This is a genomic window from Natrononativus sp. DTA114 (genome assembly GCF_059736515.1).
Window position 1 is genome coordinate 46,951 of record NZ_JCASSN010000003.1, and the last position, 18,354, is coordinate 65,304.

The 18,354-nt window shown below is 64.5% G+C and carries 15 protein-coding genes; 8 read left to right on the top strand and 7 right to left on the bottom strand.

Annotated features, from left to right (window positions below; genetic code table 11):
* Positions 1-194: 194 nt before the first annotated feature.
* Positions 195-329 carry a DUF7503 family protein gene (locus AC6I6S_RS10130; RefSeq protein WP_497949885.1) on the top strand — a complete coding sequence of 45 codons (135 nt, stop codon included), beginning with the start codon at positions 195-197 and terminating at the stop codon, positions 327-329.
* 25 nt (positions 330-354) lie between these two features.
* On the opposite strand, the gene AC6I6S_RS10135 is transcribed toward AC6I6S_RS10130, so the two are convergent.
* From AC6I6S_RS10135 to AC6I6S_RS10155, 5 genes are all read right to left on the bottom strand, one after another.
* On the bottom strand, positions 355-2,406 hold the full coding sequence (locus tag AC6I6S_RS10135) for a hypothetical protein (RefSeq protein WP_497949886.1): 2,052 nt from the start codon (positions 2,404-2,406) through the stop codon (positions 355-357).
* 102 nt (positions 2,407-2,508) lie between these two features.
* Positions 2,509-4,323: a ribosome biogenesis/translation initiation ATPase RLI gene (locus AC6I6S_RS10140; RefSeq protein WP_497949887.1), complete on the bottom strand. Its 1,815-nt coding sequence runs from the start codon at positions 4,321-4,323 to the stop codon at positions 2,509-2,511.
* Positions 4,324-4,326: 3 nt separating this feature from the next.
* Positions 4,327-4,653: an EMC6-like membrane protein gene (locus AC6I6S_RS10145; protein ID WP_497949889.1), complete on the bottom strand. Its 327-nt coding sequence runs from the start codon at positions 4,651-4,653 to the stop codon at positions 4,327-4,329.
* A 157-nt stretch (positions 4,654-4,810) separates the two neighbouring features.
* Positions 4,811-5,617, bottom strand: coding sequence for a hypothetical protein (locus AC6I6S_RS10150; protein ID WP_497949890.1), 807 nt, complete (start codon positions 5,615-5,617; stop codon positions 4,811-4,813).
* A 3-nt stretch (positions 5,618-5,620) separates the two neighbouring features.
* Positions 5,621-6,157 (bottom strand): DUF7344 domain-containing protein, encoded by a 537-nt coding sequence (locus AC6I6S_RS10155; RefSeq protein WP_497949891.1) that lies wholly within the window; start codon positions 6,155-6,157, stop codon positions 5,621-5,623.
* A gap of 254 nt (positions 6,158-6,411) precedes the next feature.
* Between AC6I6S_RS10155 and AC6I6S_RS10160 the strand changes: the two genes are divergently transcribed.
* The 6 genes from AC6I6S_RS10160 (at position 6,412) to AC6I6S_RS10185 (ending at position 11,782) form a co-directional block, all read left to right on the top strand.
* On the top strand, positions 6,412-6,918 hold the full coding sequence (locus AC6I6S_RS10160) for a hypothetical protein (RefSeq protein ID WP_497949893.1): 507 nt from the start codon (positions 6,412-6,414) through the stop codon (positions 6,916-6,918).
* A 190-nt stretch (positions 6,919-7,108) separates the two neighbouring features.
* Positions 7,109-8,155: a COG1361 family protein gene (locus AC6I6S_RS10165; protein WP_497949894.1), complete on the top strand. Its 1,047-nt coding sequence runs from the start codon at positions 7,109-7,111 to the stop codon at positions 8,153-8,155.
* Between the two features lie 189 nt (positions 8,156-8,344).
* Positions 8,345-9,517: a signal peptidase I gene (locus tag AC6I6S_RS10170; RefSeq protein ID WP_497949895.1), complete on the top strand. Its 1,173-nt coding sequence runs from the start codon at positions 8,345-8,347 to the stop codon at positions 9,515-9,517.
* 157 nt (positions 9,518-9,674) lie between these two features.
* Positions 9,675-10,811 (top strand): DUF5305 domain-containing protein, encoded by a 1,137-nt coding sequence (locus tag AC6I6S_RS10175; protein WP_497949897.1) that lies wholly within the window; start codon positions 9,675-9,677, stop codon positions 10,809-10,811.
* 215 nt (positions 10,812-11,026) lie between these two features.
* Positions 11,027-11,320 carry a winged helix-turn-helix transcriptional regulator gene (locus tag AC6I6S_RS10180; RefSeq protein ID WP_497949898.1) on the top strand — a complete coding sequence of 98 codons (294 nt, stop codon included), beginning with the start codon at positions 11,027-11,029 and terminating at the stop codon, positions 11,318-11,320.
* Between the two features lie 45 nt (positions 11,321-11,365).
* The gene (locus AC6I6S_RS10185) at positions 11,366-11,782 is read left to right on the top strand and encodes a hypothetical protein (protein WP_497949900.1); all 417 of its coding nucleotides are present in this window, start codon (positions 11,366-11,368) and stop codon (positions 11,780-11,782) included.
* Between the two features lie 200 nt (positions 11,783-11,982).
* Here the strand turns inward: AC6I6S_RS10185 and AC6I6S_RS10190 are convergent, their stop codons facing one another.
* Positions 11,983-13,845 carry a PINc/VapC family ATPase gene (locus tag AC6I6S_RS10190; protein WP_497949901.1) on the bottom strand — a complete coding sequence of 621 codons (1,863 nt, stop codon included), beginning with the start codon at positions 13,843-13,845 and terminating at the stop codon, positions 11,983-11,985.
* 149 nt (positions 13,846-13,994) lie between these two features.
* Here AC6I6S_RS10190 and AC6I6S_RS10195 point away from each other — a divergent pair, with 149 nt between their 5' ends.
* Positions 13,995-15,101, top strand: coding sequence for a PAS domain-containing sensor histidine kinase (locus AC6I6S_RS10195; RefSeq protein WP_497949902.1), 1,107 nt, complete (start codon positions 13,995-13,997; stop codon positions 15,099-15,101).
* Between the two features lie 28 nt (positions 15,102-15,129).
* Here AC6I6S_RS10195 and AC6I6S_RS10200 read toward each other — a convergent pair whose 3' ends face one another.
* Positions 15,130-18,294: an ATP-binding protein gene (locus AC6I6S_RS10200; protein WP_497949904.1), complete on the bottom strand. Its 3,165-nt coding sequence runs from the start codon at positions 18,292-18,294 to the stop codon at positions 15,130-15,132.
* Between the last annotated feature and the right edge of the window lie 60 nt (positions 18,295-18,354).

The following is an 18,354-nucleotide window of genomic DNA, read 5'->3' on the forward strand; positions in this document are numbered from 1 at the left end:
ATAGTTGGTCTGCGTGTCACGTCCCTGCGTCGCTGCTTCCGTTCGGTGTCTCTCCTGCGGTACTCACGGCTTACTCTCGCGTAGGGTGTGGATGTCAAAGGGCCGCCGCTGTGACGTCTGGGTCGTTCGACGGCTCGCCGTCCGTGGTAGCGACCCCCCGACGGCGAACATCTCTCGAACGTGACACTACAATTATGACCGCGCGAACGATAACCACGTATCTGGCATCGCACCCGAGAGCGAGCGGCGTTCTGTTCGCCGCGGTGTTGTTGCTGTTGACGGCGGGAACGGCGGCGGCCGGAATGGCCTCCGCGTATCACGGGCCGTGACGGCGTCCGTCGCACCCGCGACCGTTCAGGCGAGCGCGTCAGGTTCCCAGACGAGTCGCCCGTCGAGCCGAAGCGCCGTCCGGTAGCGCTCGAGAAGCGTCACGAGTTCGGGCTCCGACAACTGGACCGTTAGTATCGTTCCCGGGGCGAGGTAGTGCTCGTCGGCGTCTTCGACGAACGGATGGGCGGTGGTCCCCATTCCGCCCTCTCGAGGGAGATACGTCCGAATCGAGACCTCGTACCGGTCGCCGTCCCGACGAACTGAACAGAGCGTCGGAAGGCCACTTTGCTCCTGGAAGACGTCCGCCGTTCCGTCGCCGACGACGACGTACCGGGCGCCGATCAGACAGTCGCGGCGGGCGATCGCGAGCGCCGCTCGGAGCGGAAACCCGAGTTCCAGCAGGCGCGCCATCGAGTACCCCATCCGCATCGCGCTGCTGTCGACGACTTCGTCGATAGTGACGACGCCCCCGACGCTCCCCGCGTCGATCAGTGCCCGTCCCTGTTCGTAGGACCGACACGCGTTCAACAGAAACGCGTCCACGCCGACCGTCTCGAGGGCGGTCGCGTCGAGCGCTCCGTCGCGACACCGGAACCCCTCCTCGTCGACGTGGCCCACGTAGTGAAGGAAGTCGAGATCCGACTCCAGCACCGCGTGAAGCGCCGCCATCGAGGTATCGGCGTACACGGTTACCTCGAAGGGGACGTCGGCGTGCGCGTCGTACGCGCTGCTCGTGACCGCCGCCTCTTCATCCATCGACCGGTCGACGGCGCGGTCGTTGCACACCACGGCGACCTCGATCGGGCCGTCCGATCCGGCGGAGAGCCGGTTGCGGTACGCGCCGACGAACCCCTTCGTCGCGCCGACCGGGATCCCCTCGCCGAACCACGTTCGCTCGAGTGACGTCGTCGTCGGAAGCTCGAACAGCGGCGGTGGAGCCGTGTCGCCCCCCAACTCCGCCGCCGTCGCTCGAGCACTCTCCGATCCGCTCGGCGCGTCGCCGGACGGCCCCCAGTGCGCGCGAACGAGGCTGAGATCGTTGACGACGTACGGGAGCGCCACGATCCGCTCGGCCGTCGGTTCGACGAAGGTGGTGTGTTGCCAGCGCGGAACGACGTGTTCGACCCGTTCGTACGGAACGGAGAGGTACGCCTCGAGTTGTCGGGAAAGCGGCCGGTCGTACAGCGCCCCGAAGTCCAGATCGATGTCGGCCTCGACGGCTCGCCGCTCGGCCAGCGCGAGTTGGTGTGGCCCCTCCGAGCGGGTCAGACAGTCCATGACGAACACCTGCTTTAACGTCCGTTCGATCGCCCGCTCGAACGCGCGGCCCGGGTCCGCGGGGAGATCGCGAACGACCCCCCGATCGGTATCGATCCGCGGAGACGCGGCCGTCTCGAGGGTCGCACCCAGATAGTACGCGAGTGGCGCAGCGGCGTACGCGGCCGAGAGCGTCGGCGGAACGGCGATTCTGACACCGGTGTCAGGCGCCGTCGCGTCGGCCGGAACGGACAGCTGGTCACCGAGTTCGATCGCCGGCGGGTGGCCGCGCAGCGTCGGAAACGACCGCTCGCACGTCGTCGTCTTCAGCGCGGAGCCGAGCGCCGACAGCGCGACGAGAACGTCGTCGAGATCGCGCGTCGTCGTGATCGTCGTCGCCGGCCGGGTGTGATACGAGCGCGCGCCGAGTGCGACCTCGGTGCGCTCGTCGAACTCGAGACGTAGCCGATCGGACTCCGCGACCAGCTGACCCCCGCCGCTCGAGCGCACGTATAGCTTCATCGGCGCGCTCAGCTCGACCGTTCGGGTCGCATCCGGTAGCTCCAGCGCCGCCTCGTGCCGGACGGTGGCCACGACCGCTCCGTTCGCGTCCCGAACTCGAGCGGTGGTGATTCCCTCGAACACGAGTTCGTCCACGGAGACGCGACTTGCACGGTCGACGGGTGCGGCGAACGCCGACGCCGACGCCGGTGTCGGATCCACGGGAGTTCCGGTCCGAACGCGACAGCGGCGGCGCTCTATCGGGTCGACTACCTCGAGACCCGATCCGTCATCCGCGACGCCGAAGGTGATCGTCATCGAACGTCACCCCGGTGAGGACGAGCCCAGTCCATACATTCACGACTAGTGATGGGCGTCTCCCTCAAGAAGATGGTTACAGCCGAGTGACAGAACGGTTCGCTACGGCGCGTAGTAGTACTCGCCCTCGCGCTTCTGCTCGCTGTCGAGTTGGGAGTCGGGCTTGTTGATCCGTGGACGGGAGGTCCGCTCGTCCCGCCGGAACGTGATCTCGAGGTTCGAGAGGAAGTCGTTCATCCCGTCGCGCATCGACTGGGGTGTGCCTGCACGACCGTGGACTGCAGGCTCGCCGTCGAACACCATGAGTCGGTCGGCCAGCAGGTCGATCATGTAGATGTCGTGGTCGATCACGAGCACCGTCGCGTCCTGCTGTTCGGCGTAGCGGCGGATGGCGCGGGTGGCCTGCACCCGCTGTTCGACGTCCAGGTGGGCCGACGGCTCGTCGAGCAAGTAGAGATCCGCCGAATCGGAGAGGCAGGCCGCGATGGCGACCCGCTGGCGCTCCCCACCGGAGAGGTCGGAGAGGTTCTGCTCCATGATGCGCTCTAACTGGAGCGGCCCCGCAATCTCGGTGTTCCAGTACGAAGAGCCGAACTGGTCCGTGATCGACGCGAGGAAGGCGTCGACGCGCATCTGCTGGTCGATGGTGACGTACTGGGGTTTGTACGAAATCTCGAGGTCCAGATCGGCGTCTCCAGCATCCGGTTCGAGATCGCCGGTCAGCAGCCTCGCGAAGGTGGACTTCCCGATCCCGTTGGGGCCGACGATACCCAGCACCTCGTTCTTGCGGATCTCGCCGCCCTCGATTTCGAGGCTGAACTCGCCGTCGCCGTAGCTCTTGGTGAGGTCGGGGTACTCGACGAGCGTTTCGCCGCGGTCGACCGCCCGCGGGGCGTGCTCTTCGAACTGGATCGGGTTCGGCCGGATCCGCATGTTCTCGTTCTCGAGGTAGCCCTTGAGGTACTCGTTGATGCCGTTACGGACGGACTTGGGGGCCGTGATGACACCGTAGGCGCCGGGTTCTCCGTAGGCGACGTGGAGGGTGTCGGCGAGTAAGTCAAGCACCGCCAGGTCGTGTTCGACGACCAGCATCGACTTCCCCTGCTCTTCGGCGAGATCGCGGATCAGCCGGGCCGCCGTGACTCGCTGGCCGATGTCCAGATAGGGGGTAATCTCGTCCAGGAAGTAGAAGTCCGTGTCACGGGCGAGGGTGGCAGCGAGGGCGACCCGCTGGAGCTCCCCGCCGGAGAGGTTGTCGATCTCCTGGTCCATCACGGGACCGATCGAGAGCCGCTCGACCAGCGACTCGAGCGCGCCGCGTTCGTTCGTCCGCTCGAGCAGTTCGCGGGTGTTGCCGTCGAACTGCTCGGGAATCTGGTCGACGTACTGGGGCTTTCTGGCGACCGTCACGGCCCCCTCGCGCACGTCGGAGATGTAGTTCTGTATCTCGGTGCCGCGGTAGGCCTCCTCGACTGCGTCCCACCCCGGCGGGTCCGCAAAGCGGCCGAGGTTGGGCTCGAGTTCACCGGCCAGGATGCGAACCGCGGTGGTCTTCCCGATCCCGTTCGGTCCGAGGATACCCGTCACTTTCCCCTCCTGGGGGGCCGGCAGTCCGTACAGCGAGAACGCGTTCTCGCCGTAGCGGTGGGCGGGGTCCTCGGTGAGTTCCTGGGGGAGGTTGATGATCTCGATGGCGTCGAAGGGACACTTCTCGACGCAGATCCCGCAGGTTTCGCCCAGACAGATCTCCTCGGAGATCCGCACCTGATCGGGCTGGCCCTCCGCGGTCTCCTCGCCGCGGAGGGTGATACACTCCTTGCCCGTTCGATTCGGCGGGCAGTAGTTCTTGCACTCGTAGTTACACCGGTCGGGCTGGCAGCGGTCCAGATCCACGACGGCGATGCTGTCGTCCGCCATCGGTTACGCCCCCGCCTGGGAGGTGAGCAAGATTCCCCACGTCACGAACCACAGCGAGAAGGTCATGAACGTCAGAAACAGGTAGTGCTTGATGCCGAACTCGTCTTCGGTGTACAGCCCCGAGTTCTTGATGACGAGAATCTCGAGGGCGATCACTGCGAAGACGATCAGGTAGGCGGTCGTCTCTCGAGCGGCCGCGTCGAACGTCGCCGCGTCCGCGGTCAGCATCGAGGAGACGAACGCGGTGCCGACCCCGAGGAGGGCGGCGAGCGCGGTCACGCCGATCGAGCGGACGTGCTCGTGTCGGTCGCTGATCGTATTGGTCGCCATAGTCGGGTGTCTGTTATGAGTGGGCAAAAGGGGTTCGCATTGATTGAGCTAACTTAGAAGAGTGGAGATCGACGTTCATTTGAAGACAGATACGGCTCTATACTTTTTCTGAATCTTATTCGACCTTCTATGGGATTCGTAGAAGCCGGAGAACGTATCAACTACAGTCCAAACTACCGTTTGCAATGCTGATTCTGTCCTTGTTACCTTCTAGATTTCCTTTGCAGGTCTCTCTTTCAGAGCCATCGGACTCACGAACGATGACTTCAACAGTGACTGGTCTCGTATTATCGACGTCTATAATTTCAGTTCTCGTATTTCCTGCCGGTACCGCTTCAAAAGATTGTGACCCAACGGATGCTTCATCTTCATCCATTATGTTAATATTTATGTCATATGTCCCTGTGGTTTCGAACGTAGTTTCTATCTCTTGGATATTCCCGCTTGCCTCTGCCTCAAACTGTTCAAAACTACTTGAACTTCCTGGCTCGGTCGTTCCTCCATCTTCACAATCAAAAATGAGCGTCATTTCAGCATTTTCGATCGTCACATAACTATCTGAAGCATGCTCAATATTCACAGTCAATATTACTATATCGTTATTTCCTGGGCCGCAATCTACTTCGATACTTTCTGCATCACTTATGACAATGTCTCCACTGACTGATACTCCTTGATCACCTCCAAAGCTAACTTCTGCTCTATCGTTTACCGAAATCGTATACTCGACTTCCAAATCCTGATCCAAGTTATTTTCTATAGTTGCCACTTCGACAAATTCATTATTCGGTAATTCATCAAAATCCTGCTCTACTAGAGCCACAAATGCTTGATCGTTTTCGGCAACAGAAACAGACACTCCGCGGTCGCTTGCTACGGTGGAAAATCCAAATGTCGGGCCTAACAGTATAACTACTCCAAACAAAACCAGTGCAATTGCAATACTTGTTATTTTCCTTGACATCAACTATGGGGGCTGTTCCATCTTTCCAAGACGCATCTGCCGGTTCTGTACTACGTGGATTACTGCTGATACTGCAAACAGCGTAACAACGATACCCATCCATCCCAACTCTGGGACCGTTTTTACAGGGATCCAACTGATCCAAAGCCCTCCTATTACAACGAACCCAAGAGCAGAAAGTCCGAGGTAGTACACACCCCACGGAATCGAATCCCCCGGAACCACGTCTAGATAGACCTCAAGCTCGTCCGCATCTTCCGTCAACTCGATCGTCCGGTTGTCGAAAACCACCATCCCCGCACGCTCGAGCGTCGGCAGATGTGTCTGCTGCAAAGAAGTGTACACGCGCTTGCGCTCCGCGGAGGTCAACTCCTGAACCTCTTTGTCGAGCTCCCACGCGGCGACGTGTTCGGCCAGATCCCCCAGCGTCACGGCCTCGTCCTCGCGCTTGCAGTAGTGAATCGCGTACCGGCGACGGTGGTTACTGAGAAGATCAAAAATTTCCCCCCGCCGCGATCGGCTCTCGCTTGTCGTTGCCATTCGAGAGATAGTCCTGAAAGAGAATACGAATCGGTGATACATAATCTTTATCGCCGCCGTGTGGTGTCTCATGACACGATAGACGGTGTTTCAGGCGTTTCTTGACGGGTCGGACCGTTCATCGAGGCGTTCAGGGCGGGCTTGAACGACGGTATGGCCGACCGTTCAGACGTTCTGGCAACATAATACAAAGGGGGTGACGTTCTTTTACTCGAGTAAGAGACACCCGGTAACCATCGCATACGGTTGCCGGCGTGGATCGTACGGAGACCATACCAATGAGAATGAACAGACGCAATGTGTTGCTCGGACTGGGAACGATCGTCGCTGGCGGCGGAGCTGCGCTCGGGACGGGTGCGTTTAGTAGCGTAGAAGCTCAAAGAGACGTCGACATTGAGACGACCGGTGACGGCAATGCACTACTTGGCCTCCAGATCAGCGGTGAACTCCAAGGGAGTAACGGCGACCAGATTCAATTCGAGACGAGTCAGCTCAACAAGAACGCCGTGACAAGGTTCGAGGACGCTCTCACGATCACGAACGACGGCACAAACTCGGTCGATATCGCGATCGAAGACGACCAAGGAACCGACTTAGTCGACGCTCCGGAGCCGATGTACTTCGAATTCGACGGGGGGGAGACGCCGATTTCCGGCAACAGCGGTACCCTGGACGTCACCATTGGGTTCGATCTCCGTGACAACGACGAGAACTTTCCCGAGTACGTAGTCATCGAAGCGACCGCGGTCGAGGAGTCGTAGGAGTCCGGAACAATACGAACTCGCCGTGAGCTGCCGATCGCTCGCATTAGACTTGGGCGTTTCTGATCAATCAGCAGTGCTATCTGCACAATCGAAAAGGATAATTTCGAGGGCCGCGCTCGCCGTCGGTATTGTCCTCTGTACGCTGTCCGCGCCGGTTCTTTTAGCGACGGCTGTCGCCGAGAACGAGGTGTACGACGACGCGGTGGTCCTCGAGCCCCATTCCGGCCCCAACGGCGAGTACGCCACCACCGAAAACGGCGACCTCGAGCTCAAACTCGACCGCCTCAACGACGACGCCGTAACCACGGCGGACGACGTGTTCACGGTCACCGCGACCGGCGACAGTATCGAACGGATCTGGCTCTCACACGACGTCCCCGGCCTCACCCTCTACGACGAATCCGGAACGCCAGTAGACGGCTCGAGCCCGCTCGAGCCCACCCCCGGCGAACCGATCTCGATCGGGGTCGCGGTCGACACCCACCTCGTCTCAGACGCGCGCGAGGAGATCACGTTCACGGTCGAGTACGCTGATGACGAGCGCGACGACGACCGAGTGAAGGAGAAAGTGACTCTCGAGCCCGTTTCGGTCGACTTCTCCGACACAGAACTCGAGGCCGGCGGCACTCTCTCGGTGACCGCGACCTACGAGAACACCGGCGAGCGGACCGCGACGGCGCGGCCCGAACTCACCGTCGACGGCGTGGTGGTCGACCGAATGGCTGTGGTGGTCGGCCCCGGCGAAACCGAGCGCGTCACTTTCGAGCGGCAGATGGACTTCGCGGGCAGCTACGAGGTGGGGATCGGCAATCACACCGAGACGGTGACGGTGGCGGAGCCGACCGACGGCGCGAACGTCACGGTCGAGGACGCGGCTCTCGAGTCCGAGACCATCCGCCCCGGCGAGTCGGTCGTGGCGACGGCGACGTTCGAGAACCACGGCGACGAGCCGGGGGAGGTCCTCGTGGAGCTCTCGATCGGCGGGGTGGTCCTCGAGACGCAGGCGCTCTCGCTCGAGCCGGGCGAGGAGCGGACGGTGATCCTCGAGCGCCCGCTCGCGGGGGAAGGAACGTACCAGGTGGCGATCAGCGGGCTCGAGGCCGGGGAAGTACGGGTCAGCGACCCGCTGCTGTCGGCCGGGAGCCGCGAACTGATGAGTTCGACAGCAGTGGCGGTCGCGCCGCCGGCGATGCTCACGCTGCTGTTCGCCGTGGGTGTCGCCCGCCGGCGGTGATCCTGCTGGCGACGAGTCCGCGCGGATGGCGGCGAGAACGGCCACAAGATTTAGACTGGTTGGCGACCCAGAACGGACGAAACGGTCCCGTGGGTGGGGTACTCGGCTCGAGATCGACCGATTCACGGTCGACGGGTCGGATCGAACTGCAGGGGAACCAGCATCGATGACTGAGACGGGGACTTCCGGATGACGACCCGCACGATACTCGAGCGAGCGGGTGCTGTCCTCCTCGCGGTCGTAATCCTCTCGTTGCTGCTGGGCCAACTCCTCGGTCAGCCGATTCTGCTCGGCTACGTCGCCACGGGGAGCATGGAGCCGACGATGGACGCCGGCGACGGCTTCATCGCGGTTCCGAGCGCCGTCGCCGGCGACGTCGGCGAGGGTGACGTCGTCGTCTTCGACGCACAGGAACTCCACGACGGCGGGCTCACGACCCATCGCATCGTCGGTGAAACCGACGAGGGGTACGTCACGCACGGCGACGCGAACCCGTTCACCGATCAGGACGGCGGCGAGCCACCGGTAACGGACGGCCAGATCGTCGCTATCGCGTTGCAGGTAAACGGCGAGGTCGTGACGATCCCGCACCTCGGAACGGCGCTTATGGGCGTCCAGGGCGGTGTCGAAACGGCCGTCGGCTCGGTTTCGACTGCAGCCGGAATGACGACCGCCCTCGAGGGCGACAACCTGGGAGCGCTGCTGGTCGGCGTCGGCGTCGCGCTGCTCGGTATCGGCGCGCTGCTGGATCGGTCGGGAGGGGCGTCGCGCCACCCGCGCAGGCCGACCTCGAGGCGGAACGTACTCGCCTTTCGCACCGCGCTCGTCGCCGTCCTGCTCGTCCTCGTGACGCTCGCGACCGCGGCGATGGTCGTTCCCGCGGGCGTCTACGAGTACGAACTCGTCGCCACGGACAGTCCCACGGACGACCCCCAGGTCGTCGCCCCCGGCGAAACGACCGAACTCGAGCACGCCATCGACAACGCCGGCTTCGTCCCGGTCGTCGCGGTCCTCGAGCCGGCCAGCGGTGGCGTCGCGGTCGATCCGAGCCACGTCACCGTCGCCAGTCGCGGGACGGGGGCGGCGGCGGTGACGCTTTCAGCACCGGACTCGAGCGGGGAGACGGTTCGTCACGTCGAGGAGTCGCGGTATCTGCTCGTGTTACCGCCGTCGGTGCTCTCGTGGCTACACGGACTGCACCCGTTGGTCGCGATCGGTGCGGTGAACGGGGTGCTGGTCGGCATCGTTACTGGCGTTCTCGCTACCCTTTTCGGAACGGGTGACCTCCGGCTTCGACACACTGGCTCTCACGTCCCGTGGTCGACGCGACTCGAGCGAAAACTGCGGCAGTGGCGCCCATGATGGCGGAATCAACCAGTACTGTTATGATTGATAAACGTATTGTCTTAGCGAAACTGATGAGCGGACTCGCAAGCGACGTGTGGAACGATGGGGGCCGGCACCGACCTCGACGGGACGGGGCGGTGGGCGGATTCGACTGCCGGAGCGTGGTTCGCTCGTGATCGAGAGCTCGCGTCTCGACTTGCTGCTCGCGAACCACGGCCGGACGGTGTTGATCGTCCTGGTCGCGATCGGCGTCCTCGCAGTCGTCGGTGCCGGGTGGGTCGCCGCGACGCCCGAGACGACGACCGTTCCGGAGGAGGTCGGCGACGAGGTAACCACGGAGACGCAGACGAGCGCGATCGTCGTCCAGGACGGTCTCTGGGAGGAGGGAACCGAACTCGAGGACAACGCCGTCTACCTGTTGAACGATACGCCCGTCCTGACCGTCTCCCCGGAGACGACCGTCCCCGCCGAGAACGCGACCGTCACCCACGAACTCGAGGTTCGCCTCGAGGCGACCCGGGGCGGCGAGGTGTTCTGGGAGGAAGCGGCGACAGTCGACCGTCAGCAGGTGGCGGTCGAAGGCGGGACGGCGACCGCCGAGATGGACGTCGACGTCGAATCGGTCATCGAGCGCAAACACGACGTCGAGCGCGACCTCGACGGCGTCGGCTCGGTCGACCTCTCGCTCGCGTTGCTCGTCGAGTACGAAAGCGACGAGTACGACGGCGAACTCGCCGCGACGACGCCGCTCGAGACGACCGGCGAGGCCTACTGGCTCGAGGATCAGGCCCTCGCCGACTCGCAGTCGCACACCGAAACCGTCCACACTGAGGTGACTGAGGGTCCGGACGTTTCGACCATTGCGCTCCTGCTGGTCGTCGCGGTTTCCGCGTTCGGCGCGGCGGCGGCCGTCCACGGCCGGTCGGACGTCGACCCCGAGCAGGCACGGCAGTCGGTCCACAAACGGCGGTATGCGGAGTGGATCTCGAACGGCACGATACCGATGTGGATCGGCGACCATCAGGTCGAACTCGATAGCCTGGAGGACGTCGTCGACGTCGCGATCGATTCGGGTGAACGAGTCGTTCACGACCGCCGACGCGGGCTATTCGCGGTCGTCAACGACGAGGTGGTGTACTACTTCAGCGAGCGCGGGGCCTGGGAGGAGACGGCCTGGCCGTCGATCGAGATCGGCGGGCAGTCTGACGGACCGGGCGACGGCGGTTCGACGGCCGACGCCGGATCGGACGACGAGTCCCCGGAGACGCTCCCCGATCCGGACGATCCCAACGCCTGGGAGAAAATCTGATCGGCCACCCGGCTTGCGGCGCTCTCGTTTCATCGTTTGGATCCGCCAATTTCGAGCGAGAGCGGCTGTCTGACTGACTGGTCAATACGTGCCCTGGTCTTCCTGTATGGGGTCTGTAAGGCCAATATTCTGCTCATTTTTGCGTGGATCTTATTGCCCGCATGTCGGCTCGTAAGGCTCAACTTTTATACTGCTGGGGATTTTCGATTCGTAACATGGTAGAGACTGATGGGGAGGAGATTTCGGACCTGCCACCGAGCGCGAAACTCGTATTCAAAGTGCTCGAGTACGACGGTCCGCTCACACAGAAACAGATCGTCGAGGAGTCGATGCTGTCGGCCCGAACGGTTCGGTACGCCCTCGAACGCCTCGGCGAGATCGGGATCGTTGACGAGAACATCTACTTTGCGGACGCGAGACAGAGTCTGTACCGGATCGAGGAACCGATGACGGCGGACGGCAGCGGCGTCGAGGAGTCAGCGAGCAAGGACGCCTGCTGTGCGGAGTGACGAAGAGAACGGCACAGTTATTTTTTGCGGACCTCGAGTCGCCGTATGGACACGGAGTCGATTCCTCGCTGGGGCTGGTTGCTGATCGGACTGGTCCTCGCCTCGATCGTTGCGAACCTGCTCAACTGGCTCGTACTGTTTCCGCTGGGACTACCGGATGCGTATCAGGTCGTGACGATCATCGCCGCAATGTCGCCCGTTCTCATCTACATCGGGTTCTGGTACGACGAGGACCGCCAGGAGTACTGGGAGCGGTCGCGCCAGCACATCGCGGCCGACGTAACGTTCGTCCTCCTCGGGGCGATTCTCGGCGCCTCGATGGCGCTGCTGGCCGTCGCCGACGCCGACTTGCCGTCGATCGTCACCGACATGATCGCGATGGTCGCCGGCTTTCTCCTCTCGTGGGGGTTGTTCTGGTGGCGAAACACCGACATGTTCGGCGCCTCGGCGACAGAAAACTAGTCCCGACCCGCGCCTGTCGACGGTCGGTTCGACTCGAGGCTCGGACCTTGAAGGCGCACTGTTCCGCTCGAGTCCGCTTCGCTCACCACCCGTCACCGAACCTGCACCAGACGGTGGCTCGCTGACCTCCCCGGGTTCGTTCAGGGGCCGCTGTTCGCGTTTCTGGGGCGGTTTCGCCGCCTCTCTCACGGGACGTCTTCTCAGGAGGGGACGACCGTCACCGTGTCCTTTCGGTCGATCGCTCGCTCTAGCTCGTCGGCGATGGCACTCCCTCTCGAAACCTGAATCTCTCCTCCGCGGCTCACGGTGGCCGTAAAGAGGTAGTCGCCCGCCGCCTGCACCTCGACGGTTTCGCCGTGGTGGCTGTCGAGGGGGATCACGATGTGTCGCGAGGTGATCTCCGGGGTGACGACCTGGCCCGTCGGCTGGCCGCCGCCCGACTGGGCCGAGGCGCCGCCGCTCGTCCCGTGGTGTGGGTTCTCGTCGTGGGTGCGGACGTCGATGTCGATCCCCAGGCGGTTCTCGACGTCGGTGATCCGGCCCCCGCCCTTGCCGATCACGCTCGAGATGTCGTCCTCGTCGACGTAAACCACCGCGCGGTTCTGGCTTTTGAGTTCGACGTCGACGTAGCCGTGGGCGATCGAGCGGATCTCGCGTTCGATCTCGGTCTTGGCGATGCGGTCGACGCCGGACTCGCTTCCGGGACCGCCCTCCTCGTCTTTCAGCGGGACGGTGACGACCTGGCGGTTGAACGTGTAGATCTCGTACTCGGGCACGCCGGTTTCGAACTCGGTGACCTGGATCACCGGCCGGGCCAGGTCTTCCTCGGTGAGCCCCGCGGGCACCTTGACCTCCGTTTTCACGTCGTAGACCTTCGCCACCTCCCCGGCGTCGATGTAGATGACGGTGTCGACCACCTGGGGGATCATCCCGAGTTCGACGCGACCGACCAGCCGCTGGAGGGCGTCGATCGGACGGGTCGCGTGGACGACGCCGATCATGCCGACGCCGGCCAGGCGCATGTCGGCGAACACCTCGAAGTCGTCGGTCTTTCTGACCTCGTCGTAGATGGTGTAATCGGGGCGGACCATCAACAGTGCGTCCGCGGTTTTCTCCATCTGGCCGCCCAGCTCCGTGTACTGGGTGATCTCCGGCCCGACCTGGAGGTCTCGCGGTTTCTCCATCGTCTTGACGGCGTACTCGTGGTCGTTCAGGTAGCGCGCGACCGCCTGGGCGAAGGTCGACTTCCCCGCCCCTGGCGAGCCCGAAATCAGGACGCCGCGCTGGCGCTCGAGCAGCCGCTCTTTGAGTTCGTCGGCGTGCTCGTAGTCCTCCATGTCGGTCTGGGCGATCGGCCTGACGGCGGTGATCTCGATCCCGTCCGAGAAGGGGGGTCGCGCGATGGCGATCCGGTAATCTCTGAACTGGACGATCTTCATCCCGGGCTCGGAGAGTTCGATGAAGCCGCCCGTGGCCTCCTTGGCGCCGTCGACGACCTCGCGAGCCAGTTCGTCGACCTCCGCCTCGGAGAGGGGCTCCTCGGCGATTTCCTCGTAGCGCATATCGCCGAGTTCGCCCCGCTTGGCCATCGGGACCGTGTCCGTCTTCAGGTGGACGCTCATCGTCAGCTCGTCGAAGTAGTCCTCGAGCGCGAGCGCGCCAACCTCCCGAACCTCCGGTGAGACGTACTCGACGTCGAGACCCTTCGCCTGGGCGACCTCCGCCTGGACGATGTCGCTCGTGAGGAACGTGGCCCCGAGCTCCTCCGCCACATCCCGAATGAGGGCGTCGATCTCGCCTTCGGCGGCGTGACCGCGCTCGATGGCGTCGGGACGCTCGCCGACGTACTCGAGGGAGATGGCGCCCTCGTCGGCGAGGTCCGCGAGCCGCTTGAGCTCCGAGAGGCCGTCCCAGCCGCTGTCGTGGCCGTCGTTGGCCTGTGCTTCGAGCTCTGCGACGACCGCTTCGGGAACCGAAACCGTCGCTCCCTCGAACTGCCCGTCTTCGATCGCAGCCGCGACGCGGCCGTCGATGACCACGCTCGTATCCGGCACGACGTTCATGCCCGATGATTCGATAGGGGCGGGTATAAGGCTGCGGTAGTCACGTGCAACTGTGGGGGCGGGTATAAGGCTGCGGTAGTCACGTGCAACTGTGCCCACCGGATTCGGCCACTGTTGTTATTTACTGTCCGCCGGTAGCAGGCTGGTAGATGGACGAATCTGGGTTCGACGACGGTGACGGGCTGACGATTCTCTCACGGCGCGAACTCGCCGAACGGATTCGCCAGCGGACGACCGACCTCGAGAACGTGATGAACACGATGGCCGACGTGCTGTTGAAACTCGGCCCCGACGGCGAGATTCGGATGGTCAACGCGGCGGCCGAGGACCTACTCGGCTACAGCCGGGACGACCTCGTGGGGAAGCCGATCGATTACGTCCTCGCCGAGGGCGACTGCAACACCGACCTCTCGACGATGCTCACCTCGGGGACGCTCTTCGAACTTCTGTTGCGGGAGGGCCGCGTCACCGACCTCGAGAGCTACCTGGTGACCGCCGACGGCGAGGAGCTTCCGACGAGCCTGTCGGCGTCGGTCCTCCGCGGGGAGGGGGGGACGGTCGACGGTATCGTCTGCGTTGCGACGGACATCAGCGAACGCACGGAAGCCGAGGAGTGGGCGACGTTTCTCCACTCGCTGTTGCGTCACGACCTCGGAAACAAGCTCACGATCACCGACGGCTACCTCGAGTTGTTGTCGGAGTCCGACCTCGACGACAGCCAGCGAGAGTACCTGTCTTACGCCCACAACGGGGTCAAAGAGGCGATGGATCTCGTCGAGAACGTTCGCACGCTGCGCCGGCTGAACGACGCGGAGACACACCGTCCGGTGGAACTTTCGACCGTCGTCACCGCGAGCGTCGACCGTCACGCGGACCTCGCGGAGCAACGGGAGTTCCACGTCGAGGCCGCGGTCGACGCCGAGACGCGAGTCGTCGGCGGGCCGTTGCTCACCGAACTGTTCGCGAACCTCCTCGAGAACGCGCTGGTCCACTCGAACGGGTCGGTCGTCCGTCTCTCCGTGGTCGACGACGACGGGATGATCGCGGTCGCAGTCGACGACGACGGCGACGGGATTCCGGGCGATCGGCGAACCCGGATTCTCGAGCGAGGTGAGGCGGCGACCGACAGCGGCGGAACGGGACTCGGGACCTACCTCGCGGCGCGGATCGCCGAGAGCTACGGCGGCCGTCTCGAGGTCGGCGACTCGCCGCTCGGCGGGGCTCGGTTTACGGTCTTTCTCGAGCGCCCGGCGTAGCCGGCCACCCCGCGTTCGAGCGCCCGCGTCAGTTCGACTCGATCCGCGGTTGTTCGAGCGTCTCGAGACGTTCGTCGAACAGCCGTTCGTAGAGCGTCGCTCCGGCGGCCGCCGCGAGCGTCCGACCGGCCTCGAACTGCGTTCGTGCGGCCGACGCGGCGCCGCGTTCGACGGCGATGAACCCCAGCTCCCGACGCGTCCGAAGCGTCATTTCCGTCGAGCGCGGCTCGGGCTCTTCGAGAACCGCCTCGAGCGCTCTCCGTGCGGCGTCGAACTCGCCGCGGGCGCGGTGGGCTGCGCCGCGGGTGACGGTCGTCTGGAGGCGGCCGACCCGGTAGCTCGGCGGGAGTTCGGCCTCGACGCTGCGGGCCTGTTCGAGCGCGTCGTCCGGGCGGCCGGCCCGCACCAGGGTTTCGCCGAGCTGCCAGCGGTGTTCGGCGAGCTGTCGGTCGTTCCCGGCCCCTTCGGCACGCCCCAGCGCGTGTCGCTGGATCTCGAGGGCTTCCTCGAGCGCCCCGCGCTCGCGTCGGATCACACCGAGGTCGCGTTCGCCCGCGATGGCCCACTGTTTGAACTCCCGTGCCCGGGCGATCTCGAGAGCCTCTCGGATCGCGCGTTCGGCGGGATCGAACGCCGCTCGAAGCCACAGAAGGGAGCCGCGGGTGAGCAGTTGCTGGACGAGGAGGTACTGCTGGTCGTGCTCGCGGGTCCACTCGAGGCCTCGATCGATTTCCTCGACTGCGGCGTCGAGTGTTCCGACAGCCCCCGCGATGATCCCCGCGTTCGTTGCGGCGAACGCCGCGTACTCCTGGTTGTCGACGCGGTCGGCCAGCGACCGGACTCGCTCGCAGTAGCCGCGCGCTTCGTCCCACTCGCCGCGAAACTGCGCGAACGCGCCGAGGTTGTTGAGCGCGAGAAACGCCGGCCGAACGTTTCCGGTCGCCTCGGCCAACTCGTGACAGCGTTCGAGAGTAGCGGTCGCGCCATCGTAGGCTCCGGCCGCCTCGTACGTGATCGCGAGGTCGTTCAGACACCGCGCGAGTTCGCGATCGTCACCGGCTTCCTCGAGCAAATCGACGCCGCGCTCGAGGCTTTCGACGGCACGCGATACCGCTCCGCGGCGCTGGTAGCAGGTGCCGAGGTTCTGGTAGGCCCGCCCCAGTAACAGCGGGTCGTCGATCCGGGCGGCGAGGGTTCGCTGGGTCCGAAAGCCGTCGATAGCCGCCTCGAGTCGACCGCGTTTCATCTGCGAGCCGGCCAGATAGTCCTGGAGCCAGCACCGCTCGCTCGTCACGGTCTCGTTTCCGACGGCCAGTCCCGCCGTCGCGTAGCGTTCGGTGGCGTCGTATTCGCCGCGTTCGAAGCGCATTCGGGCCTGGTACCGGTAGGTCCGCCGAACCCGTTCGGGCTCGGTCGTCTGCTCTCGAACGAACCGGAACCGCCTGTCCGCCGCCTCGTACTCGCCGCGGGTGTAGTAGATGTCCCCGAGCGCCTCCAGTGTCTCGAGGACGACCGTTTCGCGGTCCGTCGCCCTGGCGAGCGCCAGCGCATCCTCGTAGCGTTCGATCGCCGTGTCGTAGGCGTAGACGCCTCTGGCAGCCTCGCCTGCGGCCAGCAGGTGATCGAGAGCCAGTGCGTCCTCACCGCCCCGCCGCGCGTGGTGGGCGACCGAAGCGTGTGGCTGTGTCGTCGTTCCCTCGTCTATCGCGGTGGCGATCTGCCGGTGCAGTCGTCGCCGTCGGGATCGATCGATCCCCTCGTAGACGGTCGAGCGAAGCCCCTCGCTTACGAACCGGACGGTATCACCCTCGCGGCGCCAGACGTCTCCCTCGACCAGGACGGCGACGTGCTCGCGAAGCTGTGGCTCGGACCGGTCGCTCGTCGCAGCCAGAACGGCGATGGGAACGTGGTCACCGAGGACGGCACCCCGTTCGAGAACGGCCCATGTGTCCGAATCCAGATACTCGAGCCGGCGGCGGAGCGTCGTTCGAACCGCCTCGGGAAGGTCGATCTCCTCGCAGTCGTTCGGATAGCTGTCGTGGTCGGGATCGAGCGTTCCCGCCTCGAGCAGCGCCGTCACCGTCTCGATGGCGAACAGCGGATTCCCGCCAGTCCGCTCGATGACGGCATCGATGAACGACGCGGGAACGCCGCGGCGGCCGACGTGTCGCTCGATGAGATCGGTGACGGCCGGTCGCTCGAGGGGGCCGAGTTCGATTCGGGTGACGCCGTCGAGCAGGGCCGTCAACCGGTCGTCGGTTCGAAGCGGCGTCGACCGACAGCTCCAGACCACGTAGACCGGCGCGGTTTCGAGCCGATCGCGAACGTAGGCCAGTAGCTCGAGGGTGGCGGCGTCGGCCCACTGCAGGTCCTCGAGGACGAGGAGGTGCGGGCGCGCCGCGGCGCGCTCTCGCAGCCAGGCGATGGTCTCGGAAAACAGGGCCGTGATCTGGGTTTCGTACATCTCGGCCGTGCTGGGGGCGGGTCGGTCGGTGTCGAACGGCATCGGTCCGGCGGAACGCCCGTCGGCGGCCTCGTCGAACGCCTCTCTGAGTGGCTGGTACGGTATTCCCCCCTCTCGCCGGCAGCGCCCGACCAGGACGTCGACGTCGGTCGAACGCGCCTCGGCGAGCAGTCGGTCGACGAGCGCCGTCTTTCCAATACCGGCTTCTCCGGTGATCGCGGCGACTCGTGTCCGGCCCGTTCGAACCGTCGAGAACAGGTCAGTCAGTCGCTCCAGTTCGTCCCCTCGACCGACGAACGCGGGCTCGAGCGCTCCCTCGAGATAGAGGTCGCCGTCGGGCGAGCGCATCGACAGGGCGTCGACCACCGAGAGATCGTAGCGCTCCGGCAGCGCTCCCAGACGGTGGTCCCGCCGACTCCCGTCGACGTGGACCCGGATGGGTTCGTCGATAGCCCGGTCATGAAGCTCGGTCGCTCGCCGCCGCCCGACGTCGGTCAGATGGTACACCGTCCGGTCGCCAGCCAGCCCATCGACCGACGCCGTCGACGTCTCGAGGTATCCGTCGTGTTCGAGCGCCGTCAGCGCGGAGAGCAACGAGACGCGGACGGCCATCGACTCGCCCAGTCTGAGCACCGACGCGATCCCGACGCTCGTTCGATCGTAGTTGCGATCCGTCGGGCACTCCCGAAGGTGCAGAAGAACGAGGTCGTCGATACACCAGTCGGACATCGCTTGTAATTCTCGCTGACTCACATAAGGTTGTAGGGGATCGTCGTCCGCCTCGGCAGG